The organism is Micromonospora sp. NPDC051925 (genome assembly GCF_044548625.1).
Taxonomy (GTDB): domain Bacteria; phylum Actinomycetota; class Actinomycetes; order Mycobacteriales; family Micromonosporaceae; genus Micromonospora.
In genome coordinates this window covers 1-25,182 of the sequence record NZ_JBIUCH010000023.1, presented here as the reverse complement: position 1 = coordinate 25,182, position 25,182 = coordinate 1, and the positions used below count along the sequence as shown (strand labels likewise).

The window sequence follows — 25,182 nt, the reverse complement described above, 5'->3', positions numbered from 1 at the left end:
ACCGAACGCCCTGCGGTCCGCAACGCCCCGGTCACCGCAACACCCTGCGGTCCGCAACGCCCGGTCACCGCAACGCCCAGACGCCCGGAGCGCACCGACGTCCGGAGCGCTCAGAGGTCCCTGGCGCTCAGACGTCCAGACAGGAGCGGACGGCGGCGGTCAGCAGGTTGGCGCGCTCGTCGCCCATTGCCTGCATCTGGTTCACCACGTAGCCGAAGCCGACCTGGTGGGTGTCGTCACCGAAGGCGAGATTCCCGCCAGCGCCGTCGTGACCGAAGCTGCGCTCGCCGAGCAACGGCCGGGCCGGCGGGGAGTGCAGCAGGAAGCCGCTGCCCCAGCGCTGTCCGGTGTCCGGCGGGCCGTGCCGCTGCTGGCCCCGGGACCGCACGACGGTCGCGTCGTCCACCGACGTCGGGTCGAGCAGGGGCGGCCCCGCCACCTCCGACACGCAGGCGGCGTAGAGGCGGGCCAGGCCGTCGGCCGTGCTCACCGCGCCCGCGCCGGGGATGCCGGCGGCCTGGATGGCCGGGTCGTTGAAGCTGACCAGGCCGGTGTCGTCGGCGGGGAAGGCGAACGCGCCGCCCATGGTGATCCCCCGGTCGGCGACCGGGTCGACGAACGGCTCCGGGTCGGGCGGCGGGGCGAGGTTCCAGGCGACCGAGTCGCGTTCGGCGGCGGGCAGCCCGAGCCAGGTACGCAGGCCGAGCGGCGTCGCCAGGGCGTCCCGGAAGAACGCGCCGGGCAACTGGCCGGTGATCCGGTGGATCACCTCGCCGATCAGCCACCCGTAGGTCATCGGGTGGTAGCTGTGCGCCGTACCCGGCCGCCACAGCGGGGTCTGGGCCTCGATCGCCTTGACGACCGGCTCCCAGGCGAGCACCTCGTCGAGGGTCAGCGGGCGGTCCAGCGCGGGCAGGCCGGACTGGTGGGTGAGCAGCCAGCGCACCGGCATGTGCTCCTTGCCGTGCTGGCCGAACTCGGGCCAGTAGCGGGTGACCGGCGCGTCCAGGTCGAGTCGGCCCTGCTGCACCAGCAGGTAGGCGCAGATCGCCAGGATGCCCTTGGTGCAGGAGAAGACGACGACCGGCGTGTGCGGCGTCCAGGGCCGGCCGGTCCGGGGGTCGGCCGTCCCGCCGTACAGGTCGACGACCTTGCGACCCCGTACGTAGACGGTGACTGCCGCGCCGACCTCCCCCCGGGCGGTGAAGTTCTCCCGGAAGACGTCGGCCACCCGCCCGTAGTGTTCGTCGGCGTCGCCGTGGATCTGCGGCTGCGTGGCCACTGCTATCCCTTCAGTGAGCCCTGGATCAGGGCCTTGATGAACTGACGCTGGAAGATCAGGAAGACGATCAGGGTCGGGGTGAGGATCAGCAGCGACCCGGCGCACAGCAGCACCAGGTCGGTGCCCCACTGGCCCTGGAACGCCCCGAGCGCACCCGCCATCGTGCGCTTGGCAGGGTCGTCGACCAGGACGATGGCCAGCAGGAACTGGTTCCACGTCCAGAGGAACATCAGGATGGTCAGCGACGCGATGGCCGGGCGGGCAAGTGGCACCTGGACCCGCCAGAACAGCTGCCAGGTGCTGCTGCCGTCCACCCGGGCCGCCTCGGACAGCTCCACCGGCACGTTGGTGAAGTGCGCCCGCATCCAGAACACCGCGAACGGCATGTACAGCCCGATCAACGGCAGGATGATCGCCCAACGGGTGTTGAGCAGGCCGAGATCCTGCATCTGGTAGTAGAGCGGGGTGACCACCGCCTCGAACGGCAGGGTCAGCCCGAGCAGCAGCAGACCGAACACGATCCGGCCGCCGGGGACCCGGAGCTGCCCCAGCCCGAAGCCGGCCATGGTGGCGATGAGCACCGAGACCGGCACGACGCCGGCCACGATGAGCAGGCTGGAGCGCAGCAGCGCGCCCATGTTCGCCACCGTGAAGGCGTCGGCGAAGTTGCCCCACTGCGGGTCCGACGGCCAGGCCAGACCGCTGGGGATGGTGCCGCGCGGCTGGAGCGCCGCGGAGAGCATGCTGACGAACGGCAGCAGGGTGACCAGGACCAGGACGATCAGGAAGATCCGGCCGGTCAGGTGTTCGCGCCGGCTCAGGTTCATGACTTGTCTCCCCGGGTCAGTCGCTGGATCGGCAGCACACAGACCAGCACCAGGACCATCAGCACGACGGCCAGCGCCGAGGCGAGCCCGACCTGCCGCTGCGAGAAGGCCAGCCGGTAGATCTCCAGGCCCGGCACGGTGGTTTGCAGTCCGGGACCGCCGCTGGTCGAGATGTAGACGATGTCGAAGCTGGCCAGGGCGGCGATGATGGTCACCGTCAGGCAGACCCCGATCTCCTGGCGCAGGCTGGGCAGGGTCACCGCGAAGAACTCCCGGATCGGGCCGGCGCCGTCGAGGCGGGCCGCCTCGTACAGCGCGGGATCGATCTTGCTCATCCCGGTGACCAGCAGGATCGTGCAGAGGCCGAGCAGGACCCAGGCGCCGATGACGCCGACGGCGGGCAGCGCGGTGTCGAAGTCACCGAGCCAGGCGCGGGCCACCCCGCCCAGGCCGACCGCGCGGAGCACCTGGTTGACCAGGCCGTTCGACGACAGCAGCCAGCTCCACGCGATGCCCGCCGCCACCAGGGGGATGACCTGGGGCAGGAACAGGACCGTCCGGACGACGGTGCCGAACGCGCCGGTGGTGATCCGGCGGACCATGCTGGCCACCAGCAGCCCGAGCGCGACCGGGACGAAGCTGAAGAAGACGATCAGGACGAGCGCATTGCCGATGATCTTCAGCAGGTCGCTGTCGGTGAACACCGTGAGGTAGTTGTCCAGTCCCGCCCAGCGGGCCACCCCGATGCCGTTCCAGTCGTAGAACGAGTACTGGATGGTCAACACGAGCGGACGCAGGACGAACACGGCGTACATCAGCACGGCCGGCAGGACGAAGAGCCAGCCCGTCCCGCCCGCGCGGGCCCACCGGAGTCGGTGGGCCCGCGCGGGGGACGGGTGGGTGGGTCGGTCCGGCGACGGTCCCGCGCCACCCCGCCCGGTCGGTGCGCTGCCGAGGGCAGACGTCATCGGGACAGTTCCTTCTCGTACTCGGCCTGGACCGCCTTCACGTACCCCTCGGGCGTCTGCTGACCGGCGATCAGCTTCTGCATCTCGGGCGTGATCGCGGCGGCGAAGATGCCACCGGTGGCGTTCGCGGTGAAGTCCACCGCGCCGTTCTCCTCGCCGAGCTGCTGGGACGCCTTGAGCGTCTCGGCCAGCACGGTGTTCGGGGCGGCGGTCGGCACGGCTAGGTCGCTCGGCCCACCGGGGCTGGACCCACCGACCGTGACCGAGATCTCGCGCGCCTTGGCGTTGGTGTGCACCCAGTTCAGGAAGAACGCCGCAGCGTCCGGGTTCTTGGCCTTGGCGCCGATGCCGAAGGTGTTGGGGGCGGACATCGCCACGTGCTTGCCGCCGGCCGACTCGGTCGGGAACAGGAAGAAGCCCACGTCGCCGGGCATCGTCTTGTCGAGGTTGGCCGACTCCCAGTCGCCATTGAACATGAACAGGCCGTTGCCCTTCTGGAACTCGCCCACCATGCTCGCGTAGTCCAGGGCGTTGGCGTCCTTGGTGAAGTAGCCGGCCTGGGCCCACTTCTGGATGGTCTGGGTGGCCTTCAGCGCGGCCGGGGTGTCGAACGTCGCGCCCGGCTTCTGGAAGATCCAGTCGGCCACCTGGGTCGGGTCACCGAACTGGTTCTGCAGCGCCTGGTGCGGGAAGTTGATGCCCGCGGTGTTCTTGTTGAACTGCACGATCGGCTGGACCCCGCCGGTCTTCGCCTTGGCCAGGAGCTGCTCGAACTCGGCGATGGTGGCCGGCGGCTGGGTCATCCCGATCTGCGCGGCCAGCTTCTTGTTGTAGAACACCCCGGTGACGCTGTAGCCGAGGCCCATCCCCCACAGCGACCCGGTGCCCCGGGTGGTGCCGCCGTCGCCGACCCGCAGCTGCACCAGCTGGGAGGCGGGGAACTTGTCCCAGCCGTACGCGTCGAAGTAGGGGTCGAGGTTCTTGAGCAGGTCGTCCTTGACCAGGTCGACCATGGTGGGGAGCCGGATGATGTCGGGCGAGTTGTCCGAGGCCATCACCCGTGGCGCGTTCTCCACGATCACCGTGAACTGGTCCTCGCGGATGTTGAACTTGACGTTCGGGTGCTGCTTGGTGAACTCGTCGGCCAACGCCTTGGCCAGCGGGAAGCCGGTCTCGGCGTACATCTCCAGGGTGATCGGGTCGGTGCCCAGCTCGGTGCTGACGGGGGCGTCGGACCCGGTGGTCGGCGACTTGTCCGCCCCGGGCGCGCTACACGCCGTCGCGGCCAGCCCCAGCGCCAGCACCGGAGCGAGGAACGCCATCCGCCGGCGGGGGAACTTTGTCAATGATGTAGCCAATTGAGGACTCCCTGACTCTTCCGCGCGTCCCGCGACCGCTGGCCGCGACGGTCCACCGAACCCGTCACGGCGGGTTGACCAGCCGCAACAGTACGTCGCGACCGGCGTGCCGCCGCAGCACGCGATGCCGCCACCGATGACCGCGCCAGGAGCGACGAGGGTGCCGCCCGACCTGCCAAAAGTAGCCGCTAAACTGATTTAGCAGAGCATGCGCGCGGCGGCTTGAGCTGTCAAGGACCAAATTGCAACGGTCCGGAAACGTCTGGTTCACGGCCGGACGCCCGATCCGGGCGGCCCCGGCAGCGCGCCCGGCGGCCTCCGGCAGCGAGCCGGACGGGCCGACGCATCATGATGGGCGGGTGCGGTGTCCGTGACGCCGCCCTGATTCGGAGGACTGATGGGCCGCAACAGAGCAACCCTGGCCGACGTCGCGCGGCGGGCCGGGCTGTCCAAGACCGCCGCGTCGATGGTCCTCAACGGTCGGGAGGGCACCCGCCTGTCGGCCGAGGCACACCAACGCGTCTTCGCCGCCGCCGAGGAACTCGGCTACCGGCCCAACCTGGCCGCCCGCAGCCTGCGTACCCGCAAGACCGCCACCATCGCGTTCGTGTCCGACATCGTCGCCACCACCCGGTTCGCCGGCGGCCTCATCCGCGGCGCGCTGGACGCGGCCCGGGAACGGGACCATGTCCTGCTCATCACCGAGACGCAGGGCGACGCCACGTTCGAGCAGTACGCCATCGAGGCCATGCTCGACCGGCAGGTCGACGGCGTGATCTACGCCGCGATGGCGACCCGCCGGCTGACCGTCCCCCCGGCCATCCTCGGCGGCCCGGTGGTGCTGCTCAACGCCACCAGCCCGGACAGCCTGCCCTGCGTGCTCCCCGACGACGAGCGGGCCGGCCGCACCGTCGCCACCGCCCTGCTCGACCAGGGTCACCGGGACCGGATCGCGCTGATCGGCCGCAACCGGCTCAAGGAGGACGACATCGAGGTCTCCCTCGCCGCGCGGGCCCGGCTGCGCGGCATCCACCAGGCGCTCGGCGACGCCGGGGTCGACCTGCTGACCGAGTGCTTCTGCGCCGAGTGGCTGCCCGAGCACGGCTACACCGCGATGCGCACGCTGTTGGGCCGGCCGGCCCGTCCCACCGCGATCATCTGCATGAACGACCGGTTGGCCTTCGGCGCCTACCAGGCGCTCGCCGAGGCCGGACTGACCGTCCCGGACGACATCTCGGTGGTCTCGTTCGACGACGACCCGATCGCCGCCTGGCTGCGTCCCGGCCTGTCCACCACCGCACTGCCGCACGAGCAGATGGGACGGCGGGCGGTCGAGATCCTCCTCGACGGCGGCGACGCCGAGCCGTCCCTCGTCCCCATGCCGCTGCGTCGACGCAGGTCCGTGGCCGCCCCGGCGGAATAGGCCGCGAAAGCCCGCCGGGCACCCCGTGTCGGCCCCTCGCAGGGTTGCGGAGGTTCGCCGACCTGGCTGCTAAAACGATTTAGTGCTACCTTCCCGCCATGCTACGTCTACCCGACCACTGGGTGTGGGACAGCTGGTACGCCCGGGACGACAACGACCGGTGGCACGCGTTCTTCCTGCGCGCCTCCCGCGCCCTGCACGACCCGCACCGCCGGCACCGCCGCGCCACGATCGGCCACGCCGTCTCGACCGACCTACGCTCGTGGCAACTGGTCGCCGACGCGATCGTGCCCGCCGACGCGCCGAGCTGGGACGACCTCGCGACCTGGACGGGCTGCACGGTGCGTGGCCCGGACGGGCGGTGGTACCTGTTCTACACCGGGGTCGGTCGGGCCGAGGACGGGCTGGTCCAACGGATCGGCCTGGCCGTCTCCGACGACCTGACCACCTGGCATCGGCACGGTGCCGAGCCGCTCGTCGAAGCCGACCCCACCTGGTACGAGCTTCTCGACCGGACGCTCTGGTACGAGCAGGCCTGGCGCGACCCGTGGGTGTTCCCCGACCCGGACGGCGGCGGCTGGCACATGCTGGTCACCGCCCGCGCCAACACCGGGCCGGCCGACGCCCGCGGGGTCGTCGGTCACGCCACCTCGCCGGACCTGGTGAACTGGACAGTCCAGCCACCGCTGTCGATCCCGGCCGGTTTCGGACATCTGGAGGTGCCCCAGGTCGCCGTCGTCGACGGGCAGCCCCTGCTGCTGTTCTCCACCGACGCCGCCGGCACGCGAGGACACGGTCATCGGATCTGGGTGGCGGAGGGCCACGACGTGCGCGGCCCGTGGGACATCGCCTCGGCCCGCCCGTTCCCGCACCCGCACCTCTACGCGCCCCGGTTGGTCGCCGGTCCGGCCGGCGACTGGTCCCTCATCGGATTCCTCGACCACGTCGACGGAGAGTTCGTCGGTGCGCTGAGCGACCCGATCCCGGTCCGTTACCGGACCTCGACCGGGCTGACCACGGCCGGCACGCCGACCACCACGGTGACCGCGACCGGCTGAGAGTTCCCGATCACCGTCCGGCCGGCCGCCCCGGGCGGCGGCCCGACGCCCACCGCCGCACCGCCGGCGGACGCCGGGACGCCGGGACGCCGGGACCGGACGGTGTCGACACCACCTCGCCCGGCTCCGGCCTGCCTCGCCGTCGTCCCGCTCGTCCGACGCCCGGTGGGGCGTCGGACGAGCGGCGACACCCGGCCGGCTAGACCCGGTTCCAGCGCTGGTTGGTCGCCCCGGTGCACGACCACAGGAGCACGGTGGTGCCGTTGGCGGTGCCGTTGTTGTTCACGTCGAGGCAGAGCCCGGACTGCACGCCGCTGATCGTCCCGTTGGCGTTGAACGTCCACTGCTGGTTGGTCCCACCGTTGCAGTCCCAGAGCTGCACCTTGGTGCCGGCGGTGGCGTTGGGCGGGGCGTCCAGGCACTTGCCGAGGGACTGGAGGGTCTGGCCGTTGGCCGTCCACCGCTGGTTGGCGGCCCCGTTGCAGTCCCAGATCACCGGCTGGGTGCCGTTGGCGGTGTTGCTCTGCGGGACGTCCAGGCAGCGGCCGGAGGCGACGCTGGACAGCGCGTTCGTCGTGGACGGCGGCGGCGTCGTCGGCGGGGCGGTCCCACCGCCGCTGACCCGGAACACCACGGTGCCGTGCGACGGCACGCTGGCCGAGATGGTGCCGGTGCTGGTGGTGCTGGCGTTGGTCCAGGCGTCCACCAGGGTGAAGGAGGAGCCGGACTTGCCGATGGCCGCTGCGGTGGTGGAGATCGTCGTCGTCGATCCGCCCTGGTTGAACAGGGCGACCGCCACGTCCCCGTTGGCCAGCCGCTTGGCCAGCACCCGGCGGGTGCCGTCGAACGAGACCTGGCTGCCCTGCAACGCCAGGGAGTCCTGGTTGATGGCGATCAGGTTGGCGTTCTTGAGGATGGTCTGGGTGGCGGAGTCCATCGACCGGACGTCGTTGCCGGCGATCAGCGGCGAGGCCATGATCGCCCACATCGCGAAGTGGCTGCGCATCTCCGTGTCGGTCATCCCGCCCCGGCCCACCTCCATCATGTCGGGGTCGGTGAAGGCACCGGGCTTCGCGTACGGGGCCAGCGGCACGTTGACGTCGATGATGTTCTGGATGCCCATCGGGTAGCCGTTGGTCTGGCCGCTGTTCCAGGTGTTGGTGATGTCCTCGGTGGTGCGCCACATGTTCGCCACGTCGCCCCAGTTGCGCTGCGGGCCGGTCTTGGCGTGGATGCTGTTGGGGTTGATGCTGTAGACGATCGGCCGGCCGGTCGCGGCCAGGGCGTCGCGCATCTTGGCGAACGTGGTCACCTGCTGGTCGATGGAACCGTTCGGCGAGCACCAGTCGTACTTGAGGTAGTCGACGCCCCAGGCGGCGAACTGCCGGGCGTCCTGCACCTCATGGCCCTGGCTGCCGGTCGCGCCCGGGTAGGAGCCGAAGTACTGGGCGCAGGTCTTGTCGACCGGCACCTGGTAGATGCCGAACTTCAGCCCCCGGGCGTGCAGGTAGTCGCCGAGCGCCTTCATCCCGCTGGGGAACCGGGTCGGGTCACCCTGGATGTTGCCGGCCGAGTCCCGGTTGGGGTTGAACCAGCAGTCGTCGACCACGACGTACTGGTAGCCCAGGTCCCGCATTCCGCTGCTGACGAGCGAGTCGGCCGTCTGGCGGATCAACGTCTCGTTGATGTTGCAGCCGAAGGAGTTCCAACTGTTCCACCCCATCGGCGGCGTCCGGGCCACCCCGTTCTCCAGTGCCTGCGCCACCGGGGCGCGGACGCCCACCAGGACGCCGGCCAGGAGCAACCCGGCCAGCACGGCCCGCCCCCAACCGCGGGCTCGAACGAAACGCTTCACAAAAGTCTCCCATCAGTGACGCCCTCGGGCAGACGCCGGCCGGACGAGCGGAAGACCCGGGGCCGACGCATGCTGTTAGCGCTAACACGGCCCCTCATGTTACGGAAGCATTTCGGCATATTCAACTGCTTCCATGTCTTGCGTCGTCGCACGGCCGCCGTTCCGGCCTCCGGTCGCCCCCCCAATGCAGGGGTGACACCGCCGACCGGTGGCGACCCGCACGGACCCCGACCGCACATCGAGCCGCGTACCCACCCGCCCCTGGCGGACGGCTGCCCGTGGAGCCAAGCCGGCGAGATACCCGTCCTTCGGCGGGAAATGCCCCCTGGGAGCAGGGGCATGGAGCCTTCCTGGAGCTATCTGCACGGTCCCGCATCGAATACGGTAGCTCCATGTCAACTGGCTCCAGGCCCGGCCGGCGGGCGCGTGGCGAGATCGAGGAACTGCCCAGCGGCTCCCTACGGGTGCGGGTGTACGCCGGCATCGACCCCGTGTCGCGGCGTCGGCGCTACCTCACCGAGACGGTACCCGCCGGTCCGTCCGCGGCCCGGGACGCCGAGGCGGTCCGCAGCCTGCTGCTCGACACGGTACGGCGACAGCACGACCCCCGACTGTCCACGCCGGCCGGCGGGCCGACGGACGGCGCCGACGCTCCGGCGGCCGTCGTCCCGGTGACCGCCGCGGCCACCGCGGTCAGTACGCCGCTCGGCGGGTCCGCAGGGGCACGACGGCGGGGCCGACGGCGGGGCGAGCCCACCCTGGCCACGATCGCCCTGCTGGCGGACGTGTCGGCCCCCACGGTGTCGAAGGTCCTCAACGGCCGCTCGGGAGTCGCGGCGGAGACCCGGTCCCGGGTGGAGGCCCTGCTGCGCAAGCACGGCTACCGCCGGCCGGAGCTGGGCACGCCGAGCGCCACCGTGGAGGTGGTCTTCTACGGCATGCAGAGCAACCTGGCGGTGATGATCATGCAGGGAGTGCAGCAGGTCGCCGGGGCACATCGGCTCGCCGTCGGCTTCACCGACGCCCGCCGGCAGATCTCGGAGGGACGGTTCTGGGCTCGTGACCTGCTGGCCCGACGCCCGACCGGGGTGATCGCGGTGCACCTCGGATTCACCTCCGAACAACACGCCCTGCTGGGCGCGAGCGCGATCCCGCTGGTGGTCCTCGACCCCACGGGAGAGCCGCCGTTGCACGCCGTCCCGTCGGTGACGGCGACCAACTGGACCGGCGGATTCGAGGCGGCCCGGCACCTGCTCGACCTCGGCCATCGACGGATCGGAGTGATCTCCGGCCCGACCGACCGACTGTGCGCCAAGGCTCGACTCGACGGCGTCCGGGCGGCGCTGGAGGCGGACGGAGTCGGACTGGCCCCGCGATGGCTGCGTGTCGGCCACTGGTTCTCCTTCGAGGACGGCCTCAACTTCGGCCAGGAACTGCTGCGGCTGAACCCGGTGCCGACGGCGATACTGTGCGGCAACGACCTGCAGGCCCTGGGGGTCTACGAGGCGGCCCGACTCGCCGGCCGGCGGATTCCCCAGGACCTCAGCGTGGTGGGCTTCGACGACATTCCACACACCAGGTTGTGCGGTCCGCCGATGACCTCGGTCAAACAACCGCTAACCGAGATGGGGGCCGCCGCGACGCGGATGGTGTTGACCCTGGCGGCCAACCAGAGCCTCGCCCAGACCCGGGTGGAGCTGACGACCACGCTTGTGGTGCGGGACAGCACCGCCGCCGCCGCGCCGGATCGCTGACCGGATCCGGGGCGGCGGCCGGCCCGGGGCACCGGGGCACCGGGGCACCGGGGCACCGGGGCACCGGGGCAGAGCATGGAAACCTGTCCTTGTCGTTGCCGAACCGTTTCCAGTAGCATCCGATCCGATCGATACGGCGCGTCCCACGACGCTGGTTCCGGATCGGCCGACGGCACACCGCCCCGACGCGCACCGACGCCCGGCCGACGTGGCGAATCGACCGCTCCGGTCGGCCAGGCCGCGCCGACGGGGACACCGTGCCCGGGTCCATCGACGACCGAGGGAGGAAAAGAGGCCAATCATCACGGACGGTCCGTGCGCCGCCTACGATCCATGATGACGAACATCACGGTACGCAGACGACTCTCGGTCGCGCCGTCGACCCACCCGCAGCCACACGCCGCGTAGACTCTCGCTGATCCAGCGTTGTCCACGGCGTGTGCGCCCATGCCTTGACGTCCGGGCTCGGACGGCGGGCCAGGCCGCTCCGCGTCAACGGGCTGCGGGGCGGACGGAGAGGTGTGGGATGACTGTGCGTGCTCCTGCGATGAGAGACGTCGCCCGCCTCGCCGGAGTTTCCCACCAGACCGTCTCGCGTGTCCTCAACGGGCATCCCCACGTGCGCGAACAGACCCGGTTACGGGTCCAGGCCGCGATCACCGAACTCGGCTACCGTCCGAACCGCGCGGCGCGCACGCTGGTCACCGGACGTTCACAGGTCCTCGGTGTGGTCGCCCTCAACACCACCCTCTACGGCCCGGCGTCGCTGCTCTCCGCCTTCGAACTCGCCGCGGCCGAGGCGGGTTTCGCCGTCAGCGTGGGCAGCGTCCGCAACCTGGACCGCACCTCCATCACCGCAGTCGTCGAGCGGCACCTGGCCCACCGGGTGGCCGGGATCGTGGTGATCGCGCCGGTGGAGTCGGCCGGCGAGGCGCTGGAGTGCCTGCCCACCGACATCCCGCTCGTCACCGTCGACGGCGACCCCCGCCGACCGGTGCCGCTGGTCACCATCGACCAGGTGGAGGGTGGACGACTGGCCACCCGGCACCTCCTCGACGCGGGCCACCAGACGGTCTGGCACGTGTCGGGCCCGATCGACTGGTTCGACAGCGCGGGACGGATCGCCGGCTGGCGGGAGACGTTGCAGGCGGCGGGCGCGGAGGTTCCTCCGGTGCTCCAGGCGGACTGGTCCGCCGCGTCGGGGTACCGCTGCGGTCAGATGCTGGCCCGGACGCCGGGAGTGACGGCGGTCTTCACGGCCAACGACGATCTCGCCCTGGGCGTGCTGCACGCGCTGCACGAGTACGGCCGGCGGGTGCCGGACGAGGTAAGCGTGGTCGGTTTCGACGACGTCCCGGATGCCGCGTACTTCATCCCGCCGTTGACCACCGTCCGGCCGGACTTCGACACCGTGGCGGAGGCCAGCCTCGCCCTGCTCCTGACGCAGATCGAGGCCGGCGTCGACCACACGTTGCGGCAGACCGTCTCCCCCACCCTGATCAGGCGGGACAGCGTCGCTCCACCCCCGTGACGACCGGTTTGGACGCCACCGCCACCACCGACCACCCACCCACTTGTCATCATCTATGGACAGTCGTCGCTGTTAACGTTAACGTTGCCAGGATCGTCGATTCCTGGGGCGATCCAGGTCATCCCGATGCCCCACCATCCGCCGATCAGGGCTACCCGGCTGACGCCGGGTCCGGCGGGACGGGCGGGTGGGGCGGAGAACCGGAGCGGGAACGCTCCGGTTAGGGCCGTGCGGGCAGGCGGGAGCCGCCCCGCTCGCGGTCCGACCGGTCGAGCGCCGGGTCATGGGCGAGTACCCGCGCACCCCAAGAGTCGCACCACGGCGGGCTGACCCGGGTCGGCCCGACGACGACCGGCGGTGGACAGAGGCCGGGCCGGACTGCGCTTCCCGCTGCTCGGAGTCCAGGCCCGAGCAGCGGGAACCCGGACCGGCCCGCGTCGCCTCCCACCATCAACCCCACCCCAGGAGATCCCGTGCGACAAACCCGACTCCCCCATCGGCGGCCAGCGCTGATCACCGCCGCCGCCCTCCTGCTCGTCAGCGCCGCAGCCGCCCAGACCGAAGCCTCGGCGGCTGCCGCCGGATGCCAGGTCACCTACTCCGTCAGCTCGTCGTGGCAGGGCGGCTTCGGTGCCAACGTCACCATCACCAACCTGGGCGACGCGGTCGACGGTTGGCGTCTGACCTGGAGCTTCACTGCGGGACAGACCATCACCCAGCTGTGGAACGGCAGCTACACCCAGACCGGCGCCCAGACCACCGTCACCAACGTCTCCTACAACGCCAGCATCCCCACCAACGGCACCACCAGCTTCGGTTTCAACGGCACCTGGAACGGCAGCAACCCCGCGCCCACCTCGTTCAGCCTCAATGGCACCACCTGCACCGGCGGGGTGAACCCGACCAACCCGCCGACGACCGGACCACCGTCACCGACCACCCCACCCCCGACCACACCGCCGCCCAGCACGAGCCAGCCGTGCGACATCTACACCGCCGGCGGCACCCCCTGCGTCGCGGCGCACAGCACCACCCGGGCCCTCTACGCCGCCTACAACGGCTCGCTCTACCAGGTACGCCGTTCCTCGGACAACACCACCAGGAACATCGGGGTGCTGTCCCCCGGTGGGCGGGCCAACGCCGCCACCCAGGACAGCTTCTGCGCGAACACCACCTGCGTCATCACGATCATCTACGACCAGTCCGGGCGCGGCAACAACCTCGGCTACCAGGGTGCCGGCGGCATCGGTGGCGCCGTCCAACCGGCGGTCGCGACCAGGGAGTCGGTGACGGTCGGCGGCGACAAGGTCTACTCGCTCTACATTCCCGGCAACAGCAGTTACTGGCGTGACGGTCACCTGACCGGCGTCCCGACCGGGGCCGCGCCCGAGGGCATGTACATGGTCACCAGCGGCACCCACGTCAACAGCGGCTGCTGCTTCGACTACGGCAACAGCGAGACGACCCGCCGGGCCGACGGCCGGGGCACGATGGACGCGATCTACTTCGGCACCAGTTGCTGGTTCGGTGGCTGCTCCGGCTCCGGGCCCTGGGTGCAGGCCGACCTGGAATGGGGCCTGTTCCCCGGTGGCAGCAGCTCCTGGAACCCCAACCAGCGGGCCTTCACCAGCAAGTTCGTCACCGCCACCCTGAAGAACAACGGCACCACCCGGTTCGCCATCAAGGGCAGCAACGCCCAGTCCGGCAGCCTCTACACCCTCTGGGACGGCTCACTACCCTCCGGGTACAACCCAATGAAGAAGCAGGGCGCCATCATCCTGGGCAGCGGCGGGGACTGCTGCATCGACAACTCCAACCAGAGCGTCGGCACCTTCTACGAGGGCGCGATGGTCGCCGGCTACCCGTCCGACGCGACCGAGAACGCGGTGCAGGCGAACATCACCGCCGCCGGCTACCGCTGACCCACCGGCCGCCGACGAACCATCCGGCCGTCATCCCCGTCCCACGACGGGGGTGGCGGCCGGACCATCTCCCGCCCGGCGGGGCCCGCCCCGCCGGGCGCACCCGCGTGCCGACACCGGGTGGCCGACGTCCGCGCGGTTCCGAGTGGACGTCCGCCGCCCCGCGGCAGCGGACAGGGCGACGCCCCCGGCGCAGTGCGCCGGGGGCGTGCCGGGTCACCGGTGCCCGATCAGCTCCGGGTCCACTTCTGGCTGTTGCTGTTGTTGCAGGTCGAGAGGACCATCAGTGTGCCGTTGGCGGTGCCGGAGGCGTTGGGCGAGAGGCACAACCCGGACTGCACACCGGTGATCGTGCCGTCGGTGTTGACGTTCCACTGCTGGTTGGTGCCGCCGTTGCAGTCCCAGATGATCACCCGGGTGCCCGAGGTGGTCCCTGCTTTCTCGGCGTCCAGGCACTTCGTGCCGTACACCTGGAGCTGCTTGCCCGACGTCGTCGTCCACTGCTGGTTCTGACCGCTGTTGCAGTCCCACAACGCCAGCTGGGTGCCGTTGGTCTGCGACTGCGACGGGACGTCGAGGCAGCGACCGGCGTTGACGTTACGCAGCACCGACGACGTGCCGCCGCCCACGCCCGGGACGACGCTGAGGTTGTCGAACTGGGCGGTCTGGCCCTGGCTGGTGCCGAACCCGACGAGCCCCGCACCGAACGAGGAGTCGGTGGCCGTGCCCACGGTGGCCCCGTCGACGGTGGCGGTGATGGTGCTGCCCGAGAAGCCGAGGGCCAGGCTGTGCCAGCGGTTGGTGCCCAGCGCGGCGACCGTGCCGCTACGCAGGGTGGTGAGCTGGTTGCTGGTGTTGTTGCGCAGGATGGACCAGCTGCCGCCGTCGGTGACCCGCAGGAAGTAGGCATTCTGGGCGCTGACCGGGTCCAGGGTCTGGTTGCCGACCCGGCCCTCCAACTGGACGTAGCCCGACTTCTCCAGCAGCACGTCGGCCGAGACGGTGTAGTTGTTCCAGTTCAGGTTGCCGCCGTAGGTGCTGGGGTCGGCCAGGGTCTTCCAGGTGATCGGCGCCATCGGGGAGGACTGGCGCAGGCACATGCCGGCCCGACCGGCGCCGCAGGTGGCGGTCTCGAACGCGCCCTGGTTGTCCTGGAGGTACTTCGCCAGCTTGCCGGCGGGGTAGCTGTCGAAGTTGTCGCTGTAGGGCAGGCTCAGCTGACCCTGCGCGGGGCTGGTCGCGGTGCCCTTGCCACCACCGCTGGTGGTGGTGATCGTGTACAGGTAGCCGGGCTGCACGGTCAGCGAGTAGGCGCCGCCCGACGGGGTGATGTCGGCCGCACGGGCGAAGTGGTCGGCGGTGTTGTTGGAGTTCAGGTTGGTCTGCCAGACGTGCACGGCCCCGGTGGAGAGCCCACCGGTGACGTTGAGGTTCAACGTCTGCGCGGCGGTCGCGTCCATGGTCTCGATGACCGTGGTGTAGTCGGAGTTGTTTGTCGACTTCAACGACACGTAGCTGCCGTTGTTGCGGTTGCCGCCGAGGTAGCCGCTGGAGGAGTCCAGGTACTTCCAGCCCGGCGAGGTGAACTGGCTGGTGTGGGCGAGGGTCCAGGCGTTCTTGCCGACGGCGTACCAGCCGGACCAGGGCTGGTTGGCCAGCATCAGCCCGACGGTTGCCCAGGGGATGTTCGTGGTGGTCGCACCGATCAGGTTCCAGTTGATGTACGCGGTCATCTTCCCGTCGATGTAGCCCCGGTTGATGCCGCGCGCCAACGGCTTGGCGCCGTCGTTGTAGTCCTGTGAGCCGCCCTCGCTGTTCCACAGCGTCTCACCGGTGTTGGTGGCGTTGGCCGACACCGTGCAGGTGGTCTGCGCGGCCAGGTAGCCGCACGGGTAGTGGCCGCCGATCACGTCGATCGCGTTGCGCAGGGCCGCGTTGTTGACGGCCACGTTGGCCGGGTTCCAACTGCCCGGGTAGTCGTCGCCGAAGATGAGCTTCACGCCGCCGTAGCCGTTGTTGTTGAGCGCGGTACGGAGGTTGATGGTCCAGTTGGCGTCGTACAACCGCTCGTTCTGCGCGGCGGTGAGGTAGTCCAGGGTCAGGTTGTGCTGCTTGGCGCAGCCCAGCCACGACAGGTGGTAGTCGATCGAGTCCTGGGACATGAAGGTGCCGTTGCCGATCCAGCCCGGTGCGCCCCAGGCCAGCCCGACGAGCTTGATGTTCGGATTGCGGAGCTTCGCCTGCTCCATGATCCACCACTCGTAGCCACGGTTGCAGTCGAGGTCGCCGCGGAAGTGGGAGTGGCTCGGCTCGGAGCCGCTGGTGGAGTTGGTGTCGCCGCCGATCTCCACCTTGAGGATCTGGAGCGAGGCGCCGTAGTTGGGCTTGAACAGGTAGTCGAGGATCTGGCCACGCTGGGGTTCGGGGTAGTCGATCAGCAGTCGGCTGTTGCCGCCGCCGCCGCTGACCGCGCCGACACCGTCGAACGTACGGCCACCGGACGATCCGTTGATCGTGATGGAGGTGGCGGCCTGGGCGGGCTCGGCGAACCCGCCGACCAGGCCGCTGGCCGCCAGCATGCTGCCGGCGACCAGGAACGCCAGGGCTTTGGGACGGCGGAGGAACCTGTTGATTCCTAACATGAGTGGTTCTCCTTCGGAACGACTCGGCACCGTGGACTCTCGTCACACCGCTGGGACGGTCCACTGTTGGTGGTGGGGGGTGCGGTGCTGATCACGGCGGGATCGGTGACCGGTACGGCCCGGTGAACCACCCGTGGCGGTGCCCGCCGCCAGGGTCGACGATCCGGCTGGTCCCGTCGCGGACGCCGGACGAAAGCGCGATCAGCCTTCGCAATCGACAGACGTCGATGAAAAGTCATCATACGTGACACCAATGCATGGACCGACGACCTCCCGCGCACCACCGCCGCCCACCTGGAACGACTAGCACCATCATGGCTGTCAATGTTAACGTTCTCACAACAGCGACGACACCGCATCGGAACCCAGAAGTCGACGCTCGAGACCGACGCCGCGGCGACGCCACCCAGCCGACGCCCGCGCCCACCCGAGACATCTGATGTGCGTGTCTGAAACAGGAGCGGAAGCCGGCTCACCACTCGCATCGAAATGGGATCACCCGAGCAGATAGACGTTGACGTCGGCCAATCGAAGCCCCTAACGTCTGATGTCTGAGCGCGCGGCCACCACCATCGCCACTCCCGCGTGGAAGGATTCCCATGTCCCGTCACCCGTTCACCCGCCGTTCGCCGCTGGCCGGCCTCAACGTCGGCGGACTCATCCGCACCCCCGCCCAGCAGACGACCGATGGACGGTCGACAACGGATCGCAGAACTCTGCTGAGCGTCGGGCTGACAGTGCTGCTCGGCGTGACGGCCACCGTCACGACGGGCTGCGGCGAGGACACCACCGGCGGGACCGGCTCGGGCGGTTCGACGCCGCTCGTCGGGGTCGACTACCCCCGGTCGGACACCGACTTCTGGAACTCGTACATCAAGGAGGTGCCGAAGGCCGGCCGGGAACTGGGGGTCGATCTCAAGACGACCAACTCGCAGAACGACGTCGCGAACCTCATCTCGAACACCCAGACCTTCATCAGCCAGGGGGTCAAGGGAGTGGTGATGGCACCGCAGGACACCGCCGCCATCGCGCCGATCCTGCAACAGTTGGACGCCAAGAACATCCCGGTGGTCACCATCGACACCCGGCCGGACGCCGGCAGGGTGTTCATGGTGGTCCGGGCCGACAACCGCGCGTACGGCACCAAGGCGTGCCAGTTCCTGGGCAGCAAGTTGGCCGGCCAGGGCAAGGTCGTCATGCTCCAGGGCGGCCTGGACTCGATCAACGGTCGGGACCGCACCGAGGCCTTCACCGAGTGCATGCGTGTCCAGTACCCCGGGATCACCGTCTTCGGTGAGGCCACCGACTGGAAGGCGGACGTGGCGGCGGCGAAGCTCCAGACCCGGCTCGCCTCGGACCCGGACGTCAGGGGCATCTACATGCAGTCGTCGTTCGCCCTGTCGGGCACCCTGCAGATCCTCAAGCAGAAGCGCCTGCAGGTGCCGCCGAGCGACCCGAAGCACGTCTTCATCGTCTCCAACGACGGCATCCCCGAGGAACTCAAGAACATCCGGGACGGCCTGGTCGACGCCACCGTCAGCCAGCCGGCCGACCTGTACGCCAAGTACGGGTTGTACTACGTCAAGGCGGCGATCGACGGCAGGACCTTCCCGCCTGGCCCCACCGACCACGGCAGCACCATCGTCCAGGTACGCGACGGCGTACTCGAAGACCAGCTCGCGGCACCGCTGGTGACCGCCGACGGGGCCGCCATCGCCGGGCAGCCCATGGTGAAGTACGACGACCCGTCCCTGTGGGGCAACGCCGGATGAGTGCCGGCGCCCCGGCAGCCCACGGCGGGCCGGTCGACGACGACCACCCGGCCGTCGAGGCGGTGAACATCACCAAGCGGTTCGGGTCCACGGTGGCGTTGGACCGCGCCGGCATCGTGGTCCGGCGGGGTGAGGCCCACGCCCTGGTCGGGCGCAACGGCGCGGGGAAGTCGACCCTGGTCGGCGTCCTCACCGGCCTCCAGCCGGCCGACGAGGGCCGGGTGACCTTCGACGGTCGACCGGCCCCGGCGCTCGGCGACCGTGACGCCTGGCGGCGACGGGTGGCATGCGTCTACCAGAAGTCCACCATCATCCCCACCCTGACGGTGGCGGAGAACCTGTTCCTCAACCGGCACGCTCGGGGCCCCGGGCGGCTGATCCGTTGGTCGGCGCTGCGCCGTGACGCCGAACGGCTGCTCGCCGAATGGTCGGTCGACGTCGACGTGCGCCGGCCCGCCGCGACCCTCTCGGTCGAACAGCGGCAGTTCGTGGAGATCGCCCGTGCGCTCTCCTTCGGCGCCCGGTTCATCATCCTCGACGAACCGACCGCCCAGCTCGACGGCGCGGGCATCAACCGACTCTTCGACCGGCTCCGGGACCTGCGTGCGCAGGGGGTGACCTTCCTGTTCATCAGCCACCACCTGCAGGAGATCTACGAGATCTGCGACCAGGTGACGGTGTTCCGCGACGCCCGGCACATCGTCACCGCCCCGGTGGCGCGGCTGAGCCGCCCGGCGCTGGTGGCGGCGATGACAGGTGAGGACGTGAGCCTGCCCGAGCCGGCACACCGGACGATCGGGGCCGACGTGCCGGTGACCCTGTCGGTGCGGGATCTGGTGACCCGCTCCGGCGCGGAGTTCTCGGTCCGGGCACGGGCCGGTGAGGTGGTCGGCATCGCCGGCGGTGGCGGCAGCGGAAAGGTCGAGGTGGCCGAGGCGATCGTCGGCCTGGCCCGCCCGGCGGGCGGGACGGTGACCCTCGACGGTCGGACGCTGCGTCCGGGCAGCGTGCCCGACGCGCTGGACGCCGGCGTCGGCCTGGTGCCGCAGGACCGGCACCGGGAGGGGCTGGTGCCGTCGCTGTCGATCGCGGAGAACGTCGCGATGACCGTGCCGGGTCGCATCGGGCGGTACGGCGTCATCTCCTCGGCCCGACGGGACGCCCTGGCCCGGGACACCATCACCGGGCTGGCGATCAAGGCGGCCGGACCGCAGACACCGGTCTCGGACCTGTCCGGCGGCAACCAGCAGAAGGTCGTCATGGGTCGGGCGTTGGCCAGCGATCCGAAGCTGCTGGTCCTCATCACCCCGACCGCCGGTGTCGACGTGCGGTCCAAGCAGACCCTCCTCGGGGTCGTCGAGGACGTGCGCCGCCGGGGCACCACCGTGCTCGTCGTCTCCGACGAGCTCGACGACCTGCGGATCTGTGACCGCGTACTGGTGATGTTCCAGGGCCGGATCGTCCGCGAGATGAGGCACGGCTGGAGCGACAACGATCTGGTAGCCGCCATGGAAGGGGTGGACCTCCACCATGTCTGAGACGCTGTCCGCCACCACGTCGACGCCCGTACCGCCGTCGCCGCCGTCACCGAGGACGCTGGCCGTCGCCCGGCTGCGGGATCTGGCCCTGGTGCCGGCGATCGTGGCGGTGGCGATCGTCGGGTCGATCGTCAACCCGGTCTTCCTGAGTTCCGACAACATCATCAACGTGCTGCAGGGCATGTCGGAGATCGCCATCCTGGTGCTGGCCCAGACCATCGTGCTGATCACCGGCAAGATGGACCTGTCGCTGGAGTCCACCTTCGGGCTCGCCCCGGGCATCGCGGCCTGGCTGATCGTCGACCCCGCGATCACCCACGGCCTGGGCCTGCAGGTGTTGCCGGCGGCCTGGGCGGTCCCGGTCGTCCTGCTCGTCGGCGCCCTCGTCGGTGCCTTCAACGGGCTGCTGATCGTCCGGTTCGGGCTCAACGGGTTCGTCGTCACCCTGGGCATGCTCATCGTGCTGCGCGGCCTGCTGACCGGCATCTCGGGCGGCAAGACCTTCTTCGCCCTGCCATCGTCGATGACCTACCTGGGCTCGGCCACCTGGCTGGGGGTTCCGGCGTCGATCTGGGTGGCCCTGTCCCTTTTCGCCGCGGGCATCGTGGTGCTCGGCCACACCCGGCCGGGCCGGGCCCTGTACGCGATCGGGGGCAACGTCGACGCGGCCCGCGCGGCCGGCATCCGCACCGACCGGATGCTGTGGCTCGCGCTCATCGTGGCCAGTGTCCTCGCCGCCCTCGCCGGCCTGCTGATCAGCGGCCGGCTCGCGGCGGTGCCGTCGGCCCAGGGCAACGGCGCGATCTTCCAGGTCTTCGCGGCGGCGGTGATCGGCGGGGTCAGCCTCAACGGCGGCAGGGGCAGCGTCTTCGGCGCCTTCACCGGCGTACTGCTGCTGTTTCTGATCATCAACGTGTTGACCCTGGCCGGGGTGCCCGCGCAGTGGACGAACTTCCTCAACGGCGCCGTCATCCTGGTCGCCCTGGTGGTCTCCCGGATCACCGGAGGCAAGGCACAGACCTGAACCTGCCCGGTCCCCCGGCCGGGCCAGGCGTGACAGGCCCCCGAGGCGGGGCGGCAGACCGCCCACGTCCCCATTCCCAGGAGTTCCCGTGACTGAGCGCATCTCGTCGGTGGAGACGATCGACGTACGCTTCCCCACCTCCGTGCACCGTGACGGGTCGGACGCGATGAACCCGTTCCCCGACTACTCCGCCGCCTATGTCGTCCTGCGGACCTCGGCGGGTGCCGAGGGGCACGGTCTGGTCTTCACCGTGGGACGCGGCACCGAGATCCAGGTCGCCGCCGTGCGGTCGCTCGCCACGATGGTCGTCGGCCAGCCGGTCGACGAGCTGACCACCGACCCGGGTGCCCTCGCGCGCAGACTCGTCGGCGACAGCCAGATCCGCTGGCTGGGCCCGGAGAAGGGAGTCGTGCACATGGCCGCCGGCGGCCTGGTCAACGCGGTGTGGGACCTCGCCGCCCGACGGGCGGGCACGCCACTGTGGAAGCTGCTGGCCGACCTCACCCCGGAGCAGCTCGTCGCGCAGGTCGACTTCCGCTACCTGCGCGACGCCCTCACCGAGGAGGAGGCGCTCGCGCTGCTGAGAAGGGCGCACGGAGGCCGGGCCGAACGCGAGCGCCGGCTGCGGGCCGAGGGCTATCCGGCGTACACCACGACACCGGGCTGGTTGGGCTACGACGACGAGAAGCTGGCCCGGCTCTGCGCGGAGGCGGTGCGGGACGGATACCGGCTGATCAAGCTCAAGGTCGGTGGGAACCTGGCCGACGACGTACGCCGGATGCGGATCGCCCGCCAGGCCGTCGGGCCGGCCGTCCGCCTCGCGGTCGACGCCAACCAGGTCTGGGGCGTGCCCGAGGCGATCCGGTGGATGCGCGAGCTGGCCGAGTTCGACCCGTACTGGATCGAGGAACCCACGTCGCCGGACGACGTGCTCGGGCACGCCGCCGTCCGCAAGGCGCTCAACCCGGTCCGGGTGGCTACCGGTGAGCACGTGCACAACGCGGTGATGTTCAAACAACTGCTCCAGGCCGACGCCGTCGACGTGGTGCAGATCGACGCCTGCCGGGTCGCCGGGGTCAACGAGAACCTGGCGATCCTGCTGCTCGCCGCGAAGTTCGGGGTGCCGGTCTGCCCGCACGCCGGCGGGGTGGGGTTGTGCGAGCTGGTGCAGCACCTGGCGATGTTCGATTTCGTGGCGCTCAGCGGCACCACCGACGACCGGGCCATCGAGTACGTCGACCACCTGCACGAGCACTTCGTCGACCCGGCCCGGGTCGGTGGCGGGCGGTACCTGACGCCCACCGCCCCGGGGATGAGCGCGGAGATCCACCCGGCCTCGCTGGCCGCCTTCCGGTTCCCGGACGGTCCGCAGTGGGCTGCCGCCCCGGCCGGGACGGCAGCGGGATGACCTGCTCCGCCGCCGGGGCAGCCGTCAGGCGTCCGCCGCCTTGGCGGCGAGCACCCGGCGCAACCAGGCCTCCGAGGTGTTGACGTGCATCAGCGCGCTGGCCTGGGCGAGCAGTTGGTCCCGCGAGCGCAGTGCGAGGTAGATCGCGTGATGTTCGTCGATCGTCTTGTGCGCCGCGTTGCCCTCTATCAACCCGCGCCACACCCGGGCCCGCACGGTACGGCTGGACAGCCCGTTGAGCAGTGAGGTGAGGGTCTCGTTGCCGGTGGTCGCGATGACGGTGTGGTGGAAGGCGGTGTCGAACCGGATGAGCTTCTCGGCGTCGTCGGCCGCCGCCCGCATCTGCTCCAGTATCCGGCTGAGTTCGTCGAGGTCCGCGTCGGTCATCCGCAGCGCCGCCAGCCCGGTGGCCACCGGCTCCAGCATGCGGCGTACCTCCATGACCTCCAGCAGCGTGTCGTCGCGCAGCAGTTCCACCGCGACACCGAGCCCTTCCAGCAGCAGGCGGGGGGCGAGGCTTGTGACGTACGTGCCGTCGCCACGTCGCACGTCGAGCACCCGGGCGGATTCGAGCACCTTCACCGCCTCCCGTACCCCGCTGCGCGACAGGCCCATCTGGGCGGCCAGTTGCGGCTCCGGCGGCAGCCGCGCGCCCGGTGGCAGCTCACCGCTCTGGATCATGCTGCGAATCCGCGCGATCGCGTCGTCGGTCAGCGCCACCATGCCTCCTTCGCCAGCCCCCGCGTAGCCACCCCGCACCGAAAGGACCCCCATGCAACGTTACGGCTGCCTCATCCGGCTCCGGCCCGAGCACCGGGAAACCTACCTACGGCTGCACTCCGCGGTGTGGCCGGGCGTGGAGCAGACCCTGCGCGTGGCGAACTTCCGCAACTACACCATCTTCCTCCACGGCGACCTGCTGTTCGGCTACTACGAGTACGTCGGTGACGACCACGACGCCGACCAGCGACTGATCGCCGCCGACCCGCAGACGCAGGCGTGGTGGAAGCTGACCGATCCGTGCCAGGAGTCGCTCGCCGAGCCCGGATCGGGGCACTGGTGGGCGCCGATGCGAGAGGTGTGGCACCTGCCCGAGGAGACCGGCTGACCGGGCCCGCGTCCCGGCAGCGCGGGTGGGGGCCGGGTGGCTGGGTGCGGTGCCGACGGCAGCCGACGCAGACACGGGACGTCGGGGCGGAGGACCCGTGCGGGCCCTCCGCCCCGACGCCGAGGTGGCTCAGTCGATCAGCTGGCGGTGCAGGTCGGGGTCACACCCGACGCACTACCAGTGCCCTGGAAACCGAACTCGGTGACCTGACCCGCACCGAGCTGACCGTTGTAGTCCACATTCGTGAACCGCACCGTCCCAGAACTACCACTGGCCGTCGCCGACCACGTGTTCGTCACACTCGCCCCACCCGGCAACGCCATACTCACCGTCCAACCACGCGTACCCGAAGAACCCGCAGTCACCTTCACCGTGGCCACAAAACCACCGGTCCACGAATTCAACGACACCGAAGCCGAACAACCAGCCCCACCCGGCGGCGTCGTCGTCGGATTCGGAGGAGTCGTCGTCGGGCTCGGAGGCGGCGTCGTCGGGCTCGGAGGCGGCGTCGTCGGGCTCGGAGGCGGCGTCGTCGGATTCGGCGGGGTCGTCGTCGGATTCGGCGGCGTCGTCGGACTCGCGCCGTCGAAGCCCAGGAAGCGGATGGCCTGAGCGGCGTCGAACGGGATGGAGTGGCCGTAGCCCTGGAAGCTGATCGCCTCCACCGGCGGCGTGCCGCCGGTGCCCCCGTAGCGGGTACGGGTGGCGCTGGTCTGTGGATAGTCGGTGGAGCTGGGGGTCTGGGACACGCCGAGCACGTTGGTCCACTGCTTGATCTGCTCGCCGAAGTTGACGTAGCTCAGCGTGGTGTCCGTGGTGCCGTGCCAGATCTGGAACCGGGGCCGCTTGCCGGTGTACCCGGGGTAGGCGTTACGCACCAGGTCGCCCCACTGCTGCGGGGTCTTGACGATCCGGCCGCCGGAGCAGTCGCTGTTCCACTCCGAGCCGTTGGTGGTGGCGAAGCAGCCGAACGGAACGCCGGAGGAGCTGACCCCGGCGTTGAACAGGTCCGGGTAGAGCCCGACCATCACGTTGGTCATCATGGCGCCGGAGGAGAACCCCGCGACGCCGATGCGGTTGGGGTCGACCGGGTAGCGGTTCCGGACGTAGTCGATCATCGACTTGAGGCCGATCGGGTCGCTGCCACCGTCCCGCCGCAGCGCCTGGGGGGACGAGACGTCCCAGCACTTGCTGCTCCGGGTCACCGACGGGTAGATCACGATGTAGCCGTAGCGGTCGGCGAGAGTGCTGAGCCCGAAGGTGGAGTGCACCGCCGGGCCGCTGCCGGTGCAGTAGTGCAGGGCGAGCAGCAGGGCCGGCCGGGCAGCCACCCGGTCGGGCACGTAGAGGTGCATCTGGAGGTTGGTCGGGTTGGTGCCGAAGTTGGTCACCTGGGTCAGCGTCGCGGCCGACGCCGGGGTGGCGACCGTGACCACGGCCGTCATCGTCGCCAGGGCCGTCGCCAGCGCGGCGGCGAGCATTGCGATTCTTGGTCTCATCGACGGTTCCTCTGTCGGGAGTCGGTGGTCAGCGGCGCACAGCAGTCCGGCCGGCTGCCCGGCCTGGCAGACGATGGTCCGGCCGATGCGCGTCGAGCCGGTCGGATAGCCGTGGACCGTCGGCCCGACCCGGAGGTACCGGGTCGGGCCGACGGCAGGATCAGCTGGCGGTGCAGGTCGGGGTCACACCCGACGCACTACCAGTGCCCTGGA

18 protein-coding genes are annotated in these 25,182 nt (G+C 70.3%); 10 read left to right on the top strand and 8 right to left on the bottom strand.

Annotated elements, in window-relative coordinates; all coding sequences use genetic code 11:
• Positions 1–127: 127 nt before the first annotated feature.
• Genes ACIG87_RS26800 through ACIG87_RS26785 form a run of 4 tightly spaced genes read right to left on the bottom strand, consistent with a single transcriptional unit; the run spans position 128 to position 4,423 of the window.
• Positions 128–1,282, bottom strand: coding sequence for a serine hydrolase domain-containing protein (locus tag ACIG87_RS26800; RefSeq protein WP_396854202.1), 1,155 nt, complete (start codon positions 1,280–1,282; stop codon positions 128–130).
• Positions 1,283–1,284: 2 nt separating this feature from the next.
• Positions 1,285–2,109, bottom strand: a complete 825-nt coding sequence (locus ACIG87_RS26795) for a carbohydrate ABC transporter permease (RefSeq protein ID WP_396854200.1) — start codon at positions 2,107–2,109, stop codon at positions 1,285–1,287.
• Complete coding sequence (locus ACIG87_RS26790) at positions 2,106–3,077, bottom strand: carbohydrate ABC transporter permease (RefSeq protein ID WP_396854198.1); 972 nt, start codon at positions 3,075–3,077, stop codon at positions 2,106–2,108. Before ACIG87_RS26790 ends, ACIG87_RS26795 begins: the two co-directional genes overlap by 4 nt.
• Positions 3,074–4,423 carry an ABC transporter substrate-binding protein gene (locus ACIG87_RS26785; protein WP_396854196.1) on the bottom strand — a complete coding sequence of 450 codons (1,350 nt, stop codon included), beginning with the start codon at positions 4,421–4,423 and terminating at the stop codon, positions 3,074–3,076. Before ACIG87_RS26785 ends, ACIG87_RS26790 begins: the two co-directional genes overlap by 4 nt.
• Positions 4,424–4,832: 409 nt before the next feature.
• Here ACIG87_RS26785 and ACIG87_RS26780 point away from each other — a divergent pair, with 409 nt between their 5' ends.
• Positions 4,833–5,858, top strand: a complete 1,026-nt coding sequence (locus ACIG87_RS26780) for a LacI family DNA-binding transcriptional regulator (RefSeq protein WP_396854194.1) — start codon at positions 4,833–4,835, stop codon at positions 5,856–5,858.
• Between the two features lie 98 nt (positions 5,859–5,956).
• A complete protein-coding gene (locus ACIG87_RS26775; protein WP_396854193.1) occupies positions 5,957–6,916 on the top strand; it encodes a family 43 glycosylhydrolase in 960 nt (319 codons plus the stop codon).
• Positions 6,917–7,115: 199 nt separating this feature from the next.
• On the opposite strand, the gene ACIG87_RS26770 is transcribed toward ACIG87_RS26775, so the two are convergent.
• Positions 7,116–8,639, bottom strand: coding sequence for a glycoside hydrolase family 27 protein (locus ACIG87_RS26770; RefSeq protein WP_396854324.1), 1,524 nt, complete (start codon positions 8,637–8,639; stop codon positions 7,116–7,118).
• A gap of 524 nt (positions 8,640–9,163) precedes the next feature.
• Here ACIG87_RS26770 and ACIG87_RS26765 point away from each other — a divergent pair.
• The 3 genes from ACIG87_RS26765 (at position 9,164) to ACIG87_RS26755 (ending at position 13,978) form a co-directional block, all read left to right on the top strand.
• Positions 9,164–10,525 carry a LacI family DNA-binding transcriptional regulator gene (locus tag ACIG87_RS26765; RefSeq protein WP_396854192.1) on the top strand — a complete coding sequence of 454 codons (1,362 nt, stop codon included), beginning with the start codon at positions 9,164–9,166 and terminating at the stop codon, positions 10,523–10,525.
• Positions 10,526–11,072: 547 nt separating this feature from the next.
• The gene (locus tag ACIG87_RS26760) at positions 11,073–12,056 is read left to right on the top strand and encodes a LacI family DNA-binding transcriptional regulator (protein WP_396854191.1); all 984 of its coding nucleotides are present in this window, start codon (positions 11,073–11,075) and stop codon (positions 12,054–12,056) included.
• Positions 12,057–12,529: 473 nt separating this feature from the next.
• On the top strand, positions 12,530–13,978 hold the full coding sequence (locus tag ACIG87_RS26755) for an arabinofuranosidase catalytic domain-containing protein (RefSeq protein WP_396854189.1): 1,449 nt from the start codon (positions 12,530–12,532) through the stop codon (positions 13,976–13,978).
• A gap of 230 nt (positions 13,979–14,208) precedes the next feature.
• Here the strand turns inward: ACIG87_RS26755 and ACIG87_RS26750 are convergent, their stop codons facing one another.
• Positions 14,209–16,620 (bottom strand): ricin-type beta-trefoil lectin domain protein, encoded by a 2,412-nt coding sequence (locus tag ACIG87_RS26750; protein WP_396854188.1) that lies wholly within the window; start codon positions 16,618–16,620, stop codon positions 14,209–14,211.
• Between the two features lie 599 nt (positions 16,621–17,219).
• Here ACIG87_RS26750 and ACIG87_RS26745 point away from each other — a divergent pair.
• The 4 genes from ACIG87_RS26745 to ACIG87_RS26730 all read left to right on the top strand — a co-directional run bounded on the left by ACIG87_RS26745 (position 17,220) and on the right by ACIG87_RS26730 (position 22,362).
• Entirely contained in the window at positions 17,220–18,392 is a 1,173-nt protein-coding gene (locus ACIG87_RS26745; protein WP_396854186.1) for a sugar ABC transporter substrate-binding protein, read from the top strand.
• The gene (locus ACIG87_RS26740; RefSeq protein ID WP_396854184.1) at positions 18,389–19,930 is read left to right on the top strand and encodes a sugar ABC transporter ATP-binding protein; all 1,542 of its coding nucleotides are present in this window, start codon (positions 18,389–18,391) and stop codon (positions 19,928–19,930) included. Before ACIG87_RS26745 ends, ACIG87_RS26740 begins: the two co-directional genes overlap by 4 nt.
• Positions 19,923–20,954, top strand: a complete 1,032-nt coding sequence (locus ACIG87_RS26735) for an ABC transporter permease (protein ID WP_396854182.1) — start codon at positions 19,923–19,925, stop codon at positions 20,952–20,954. The genes ACIG87_RS26740 and ACIG87_RS26735 overlap by 8 nt, the downstream gene beginning before the upstream one ends.
• Before the next feature lie 88 nt (positions 20,955–21,042).
• Entirely contained in the window at positions 21,043–22,362 is a 1,320-nt protein-coding gene (locus ACIG87_RS26730) for an enolase C-terminal domain-like protein (RefSeq protein WP_396854180.1), read from the top strand.
• A gap of 24 nt (positions 22,363–22,386) precedes the next feature.
• On the opposite strand, the gene ACIG87_RS26725 is transcribed toward ACIG87_RS26730, so the two are convergent.
• Complete coding sequence (locus ACIG87_RS26725; protein WP_396854178.1) at positions 22,387–23,085, bottom strand: FadR/GntR family transcriptional regulator; 699 nt, start codon at positions 23,083–23,085, stop codon at positions 22,387–22,389.
• Between the two features lie 49 nt (positions 23,086–23,134).
• Here ACIG87_RS26725 and ACIG87_RS26720 point away from each other — a divergent pair, with 49 nt between their 5' ends.
• Positions 23,135–23,470, top strand: a complete 336-nt coding sequence (locus ACIG87_RS26720) for an L-rhamnose mutarotase (RefSeq protein ID WP_396854176.1) — start codon at positions 23,135–23,137, stop codon at positions 23,468–23,470.
• Positions 23,471–23,607: 137 nt separating this feature from the next.
• Here the strand turns inward: ACIG87_RS26720 and ACIG87_RS26715 are convergent, their stop codons facing one another.
• Complete coding sequence (locus tag ACIG87_RS26715) at positions 23,608–24,969, bottom strand: PHB depolymerase family esterase (RefSeq protein ID WP_396854175.1); 1,362 nt, start codon at positions 24,967–24,969, stop codon at positions 23,608–23,610.
• Between the last annotated feature and the right edge of the window lie 213 nt (positions 24,970–25,182).

Excerpts from the sequence above, each read along its gene's own strand:
- ACIG87_RS26795 (WP_396854200.1), bottom strand. The coding sequence starts at position 2,109 with ATGAACCTGAGCCGGCGCGAACACCTGACCGGCCGGATCTTCCTGATC.
- ACIG87_RS26790 (WP_396854198.1), bottom strand. The coding sequence starts at position 3,077 with ATGACGTCTGCCCTCGGCAGCGCACCGACCGGGCGGGGTGGCGCGGGA.
- ACIG87_RS26780 (WP_396854194.1), top strand. The coding sequence starts at position 4,833 with ATGGGCCGCAACAGAGCAACCCTGGCCGACGTCGCGCGGCGGGCCGGG.
- ACIG87_RS26775 (WP_396854193.1), top strand. The coding sequence starts at position 5,957 with ATGCTACGTCTACCCGACCACTGGGTGTGGGACAGCTGGTACGCCCGG.
- ACIG87_RS26770 (WP_396854324.1), bottom strand. The coding sequence starts at position 8,639 with ATGGGGTGGAACAGTTGGAACTCCTTCGGCTGCAACATCAACGAGACG.
- ACIG87_RS26765 (WP_396854192.1), top strand. The coding sequence starts at position 9,164 with ATGTCAACTGGCTCCAGGCCCGGCCGGCGGGCGCGTGGCGAGATCGAG.
- ACIG87_RS26760 (WP_396854191.1), top strand. The coding sequence starts at position 11,073 with ATGAGAGACGTCGCCCGCCTCGCCGGAGTTTCCCACCAGACCGTCTCG.
- ACIG87_RS26750 (WP_396854188.1), bottom strand. The coding sequence starts at position 16,620 with ATGTTAGGAATCAACAGGTTCCTCCGCCGTCCCAAAGCCCTGGCGTTC.
- ACIG87_RS26745 (WP_396854186.1), top strand. The coding sequence starts at position 17,220 with ATGTCCCGTCACCCGTTCACCCGCCGTTCGCCGCTGGCCGGCCTCAAC.
- ACIG87_RS26740 (WP_396854184.1), top strand. The coding sequence starts at position 18,389 with ATGAGTGCCGGCGCCCCGGCAGCCCACGGCGGGCCGGTCGACGACGAC.
- ACIG87_RS26735 (WP_396854182.1), top strand. The coding sequence starts at position 19,923 with ATGTCTGAGACGCTGTCCGCCACCACGTCGACGCCCGTACCGCCGTCG.
- ACIG87_RS26725 (WP_396854178.1), bottom strand. The coding sequence starts at position 23,085 with ATGGTGGCGCTGACCGACGACGCGATCGCGCGGATTCGCAGCATGATC.
- ACIG87_RS26720 (WP_396854176.1), top strand. The coding sequence starts at position 23,135 with ATGCAACGTTACGGCTGCCTCATCCGGCTCCGGCCCGAGCACCGGGAA.
- ACIG87_RS26715 (WP_396854175.1), bottom strand. The coding sequence starts at position 24,969 with ATGAGACCAAGAATCGCAATGCTCGCCGCCGCGCTGGCGACGGCCCTG.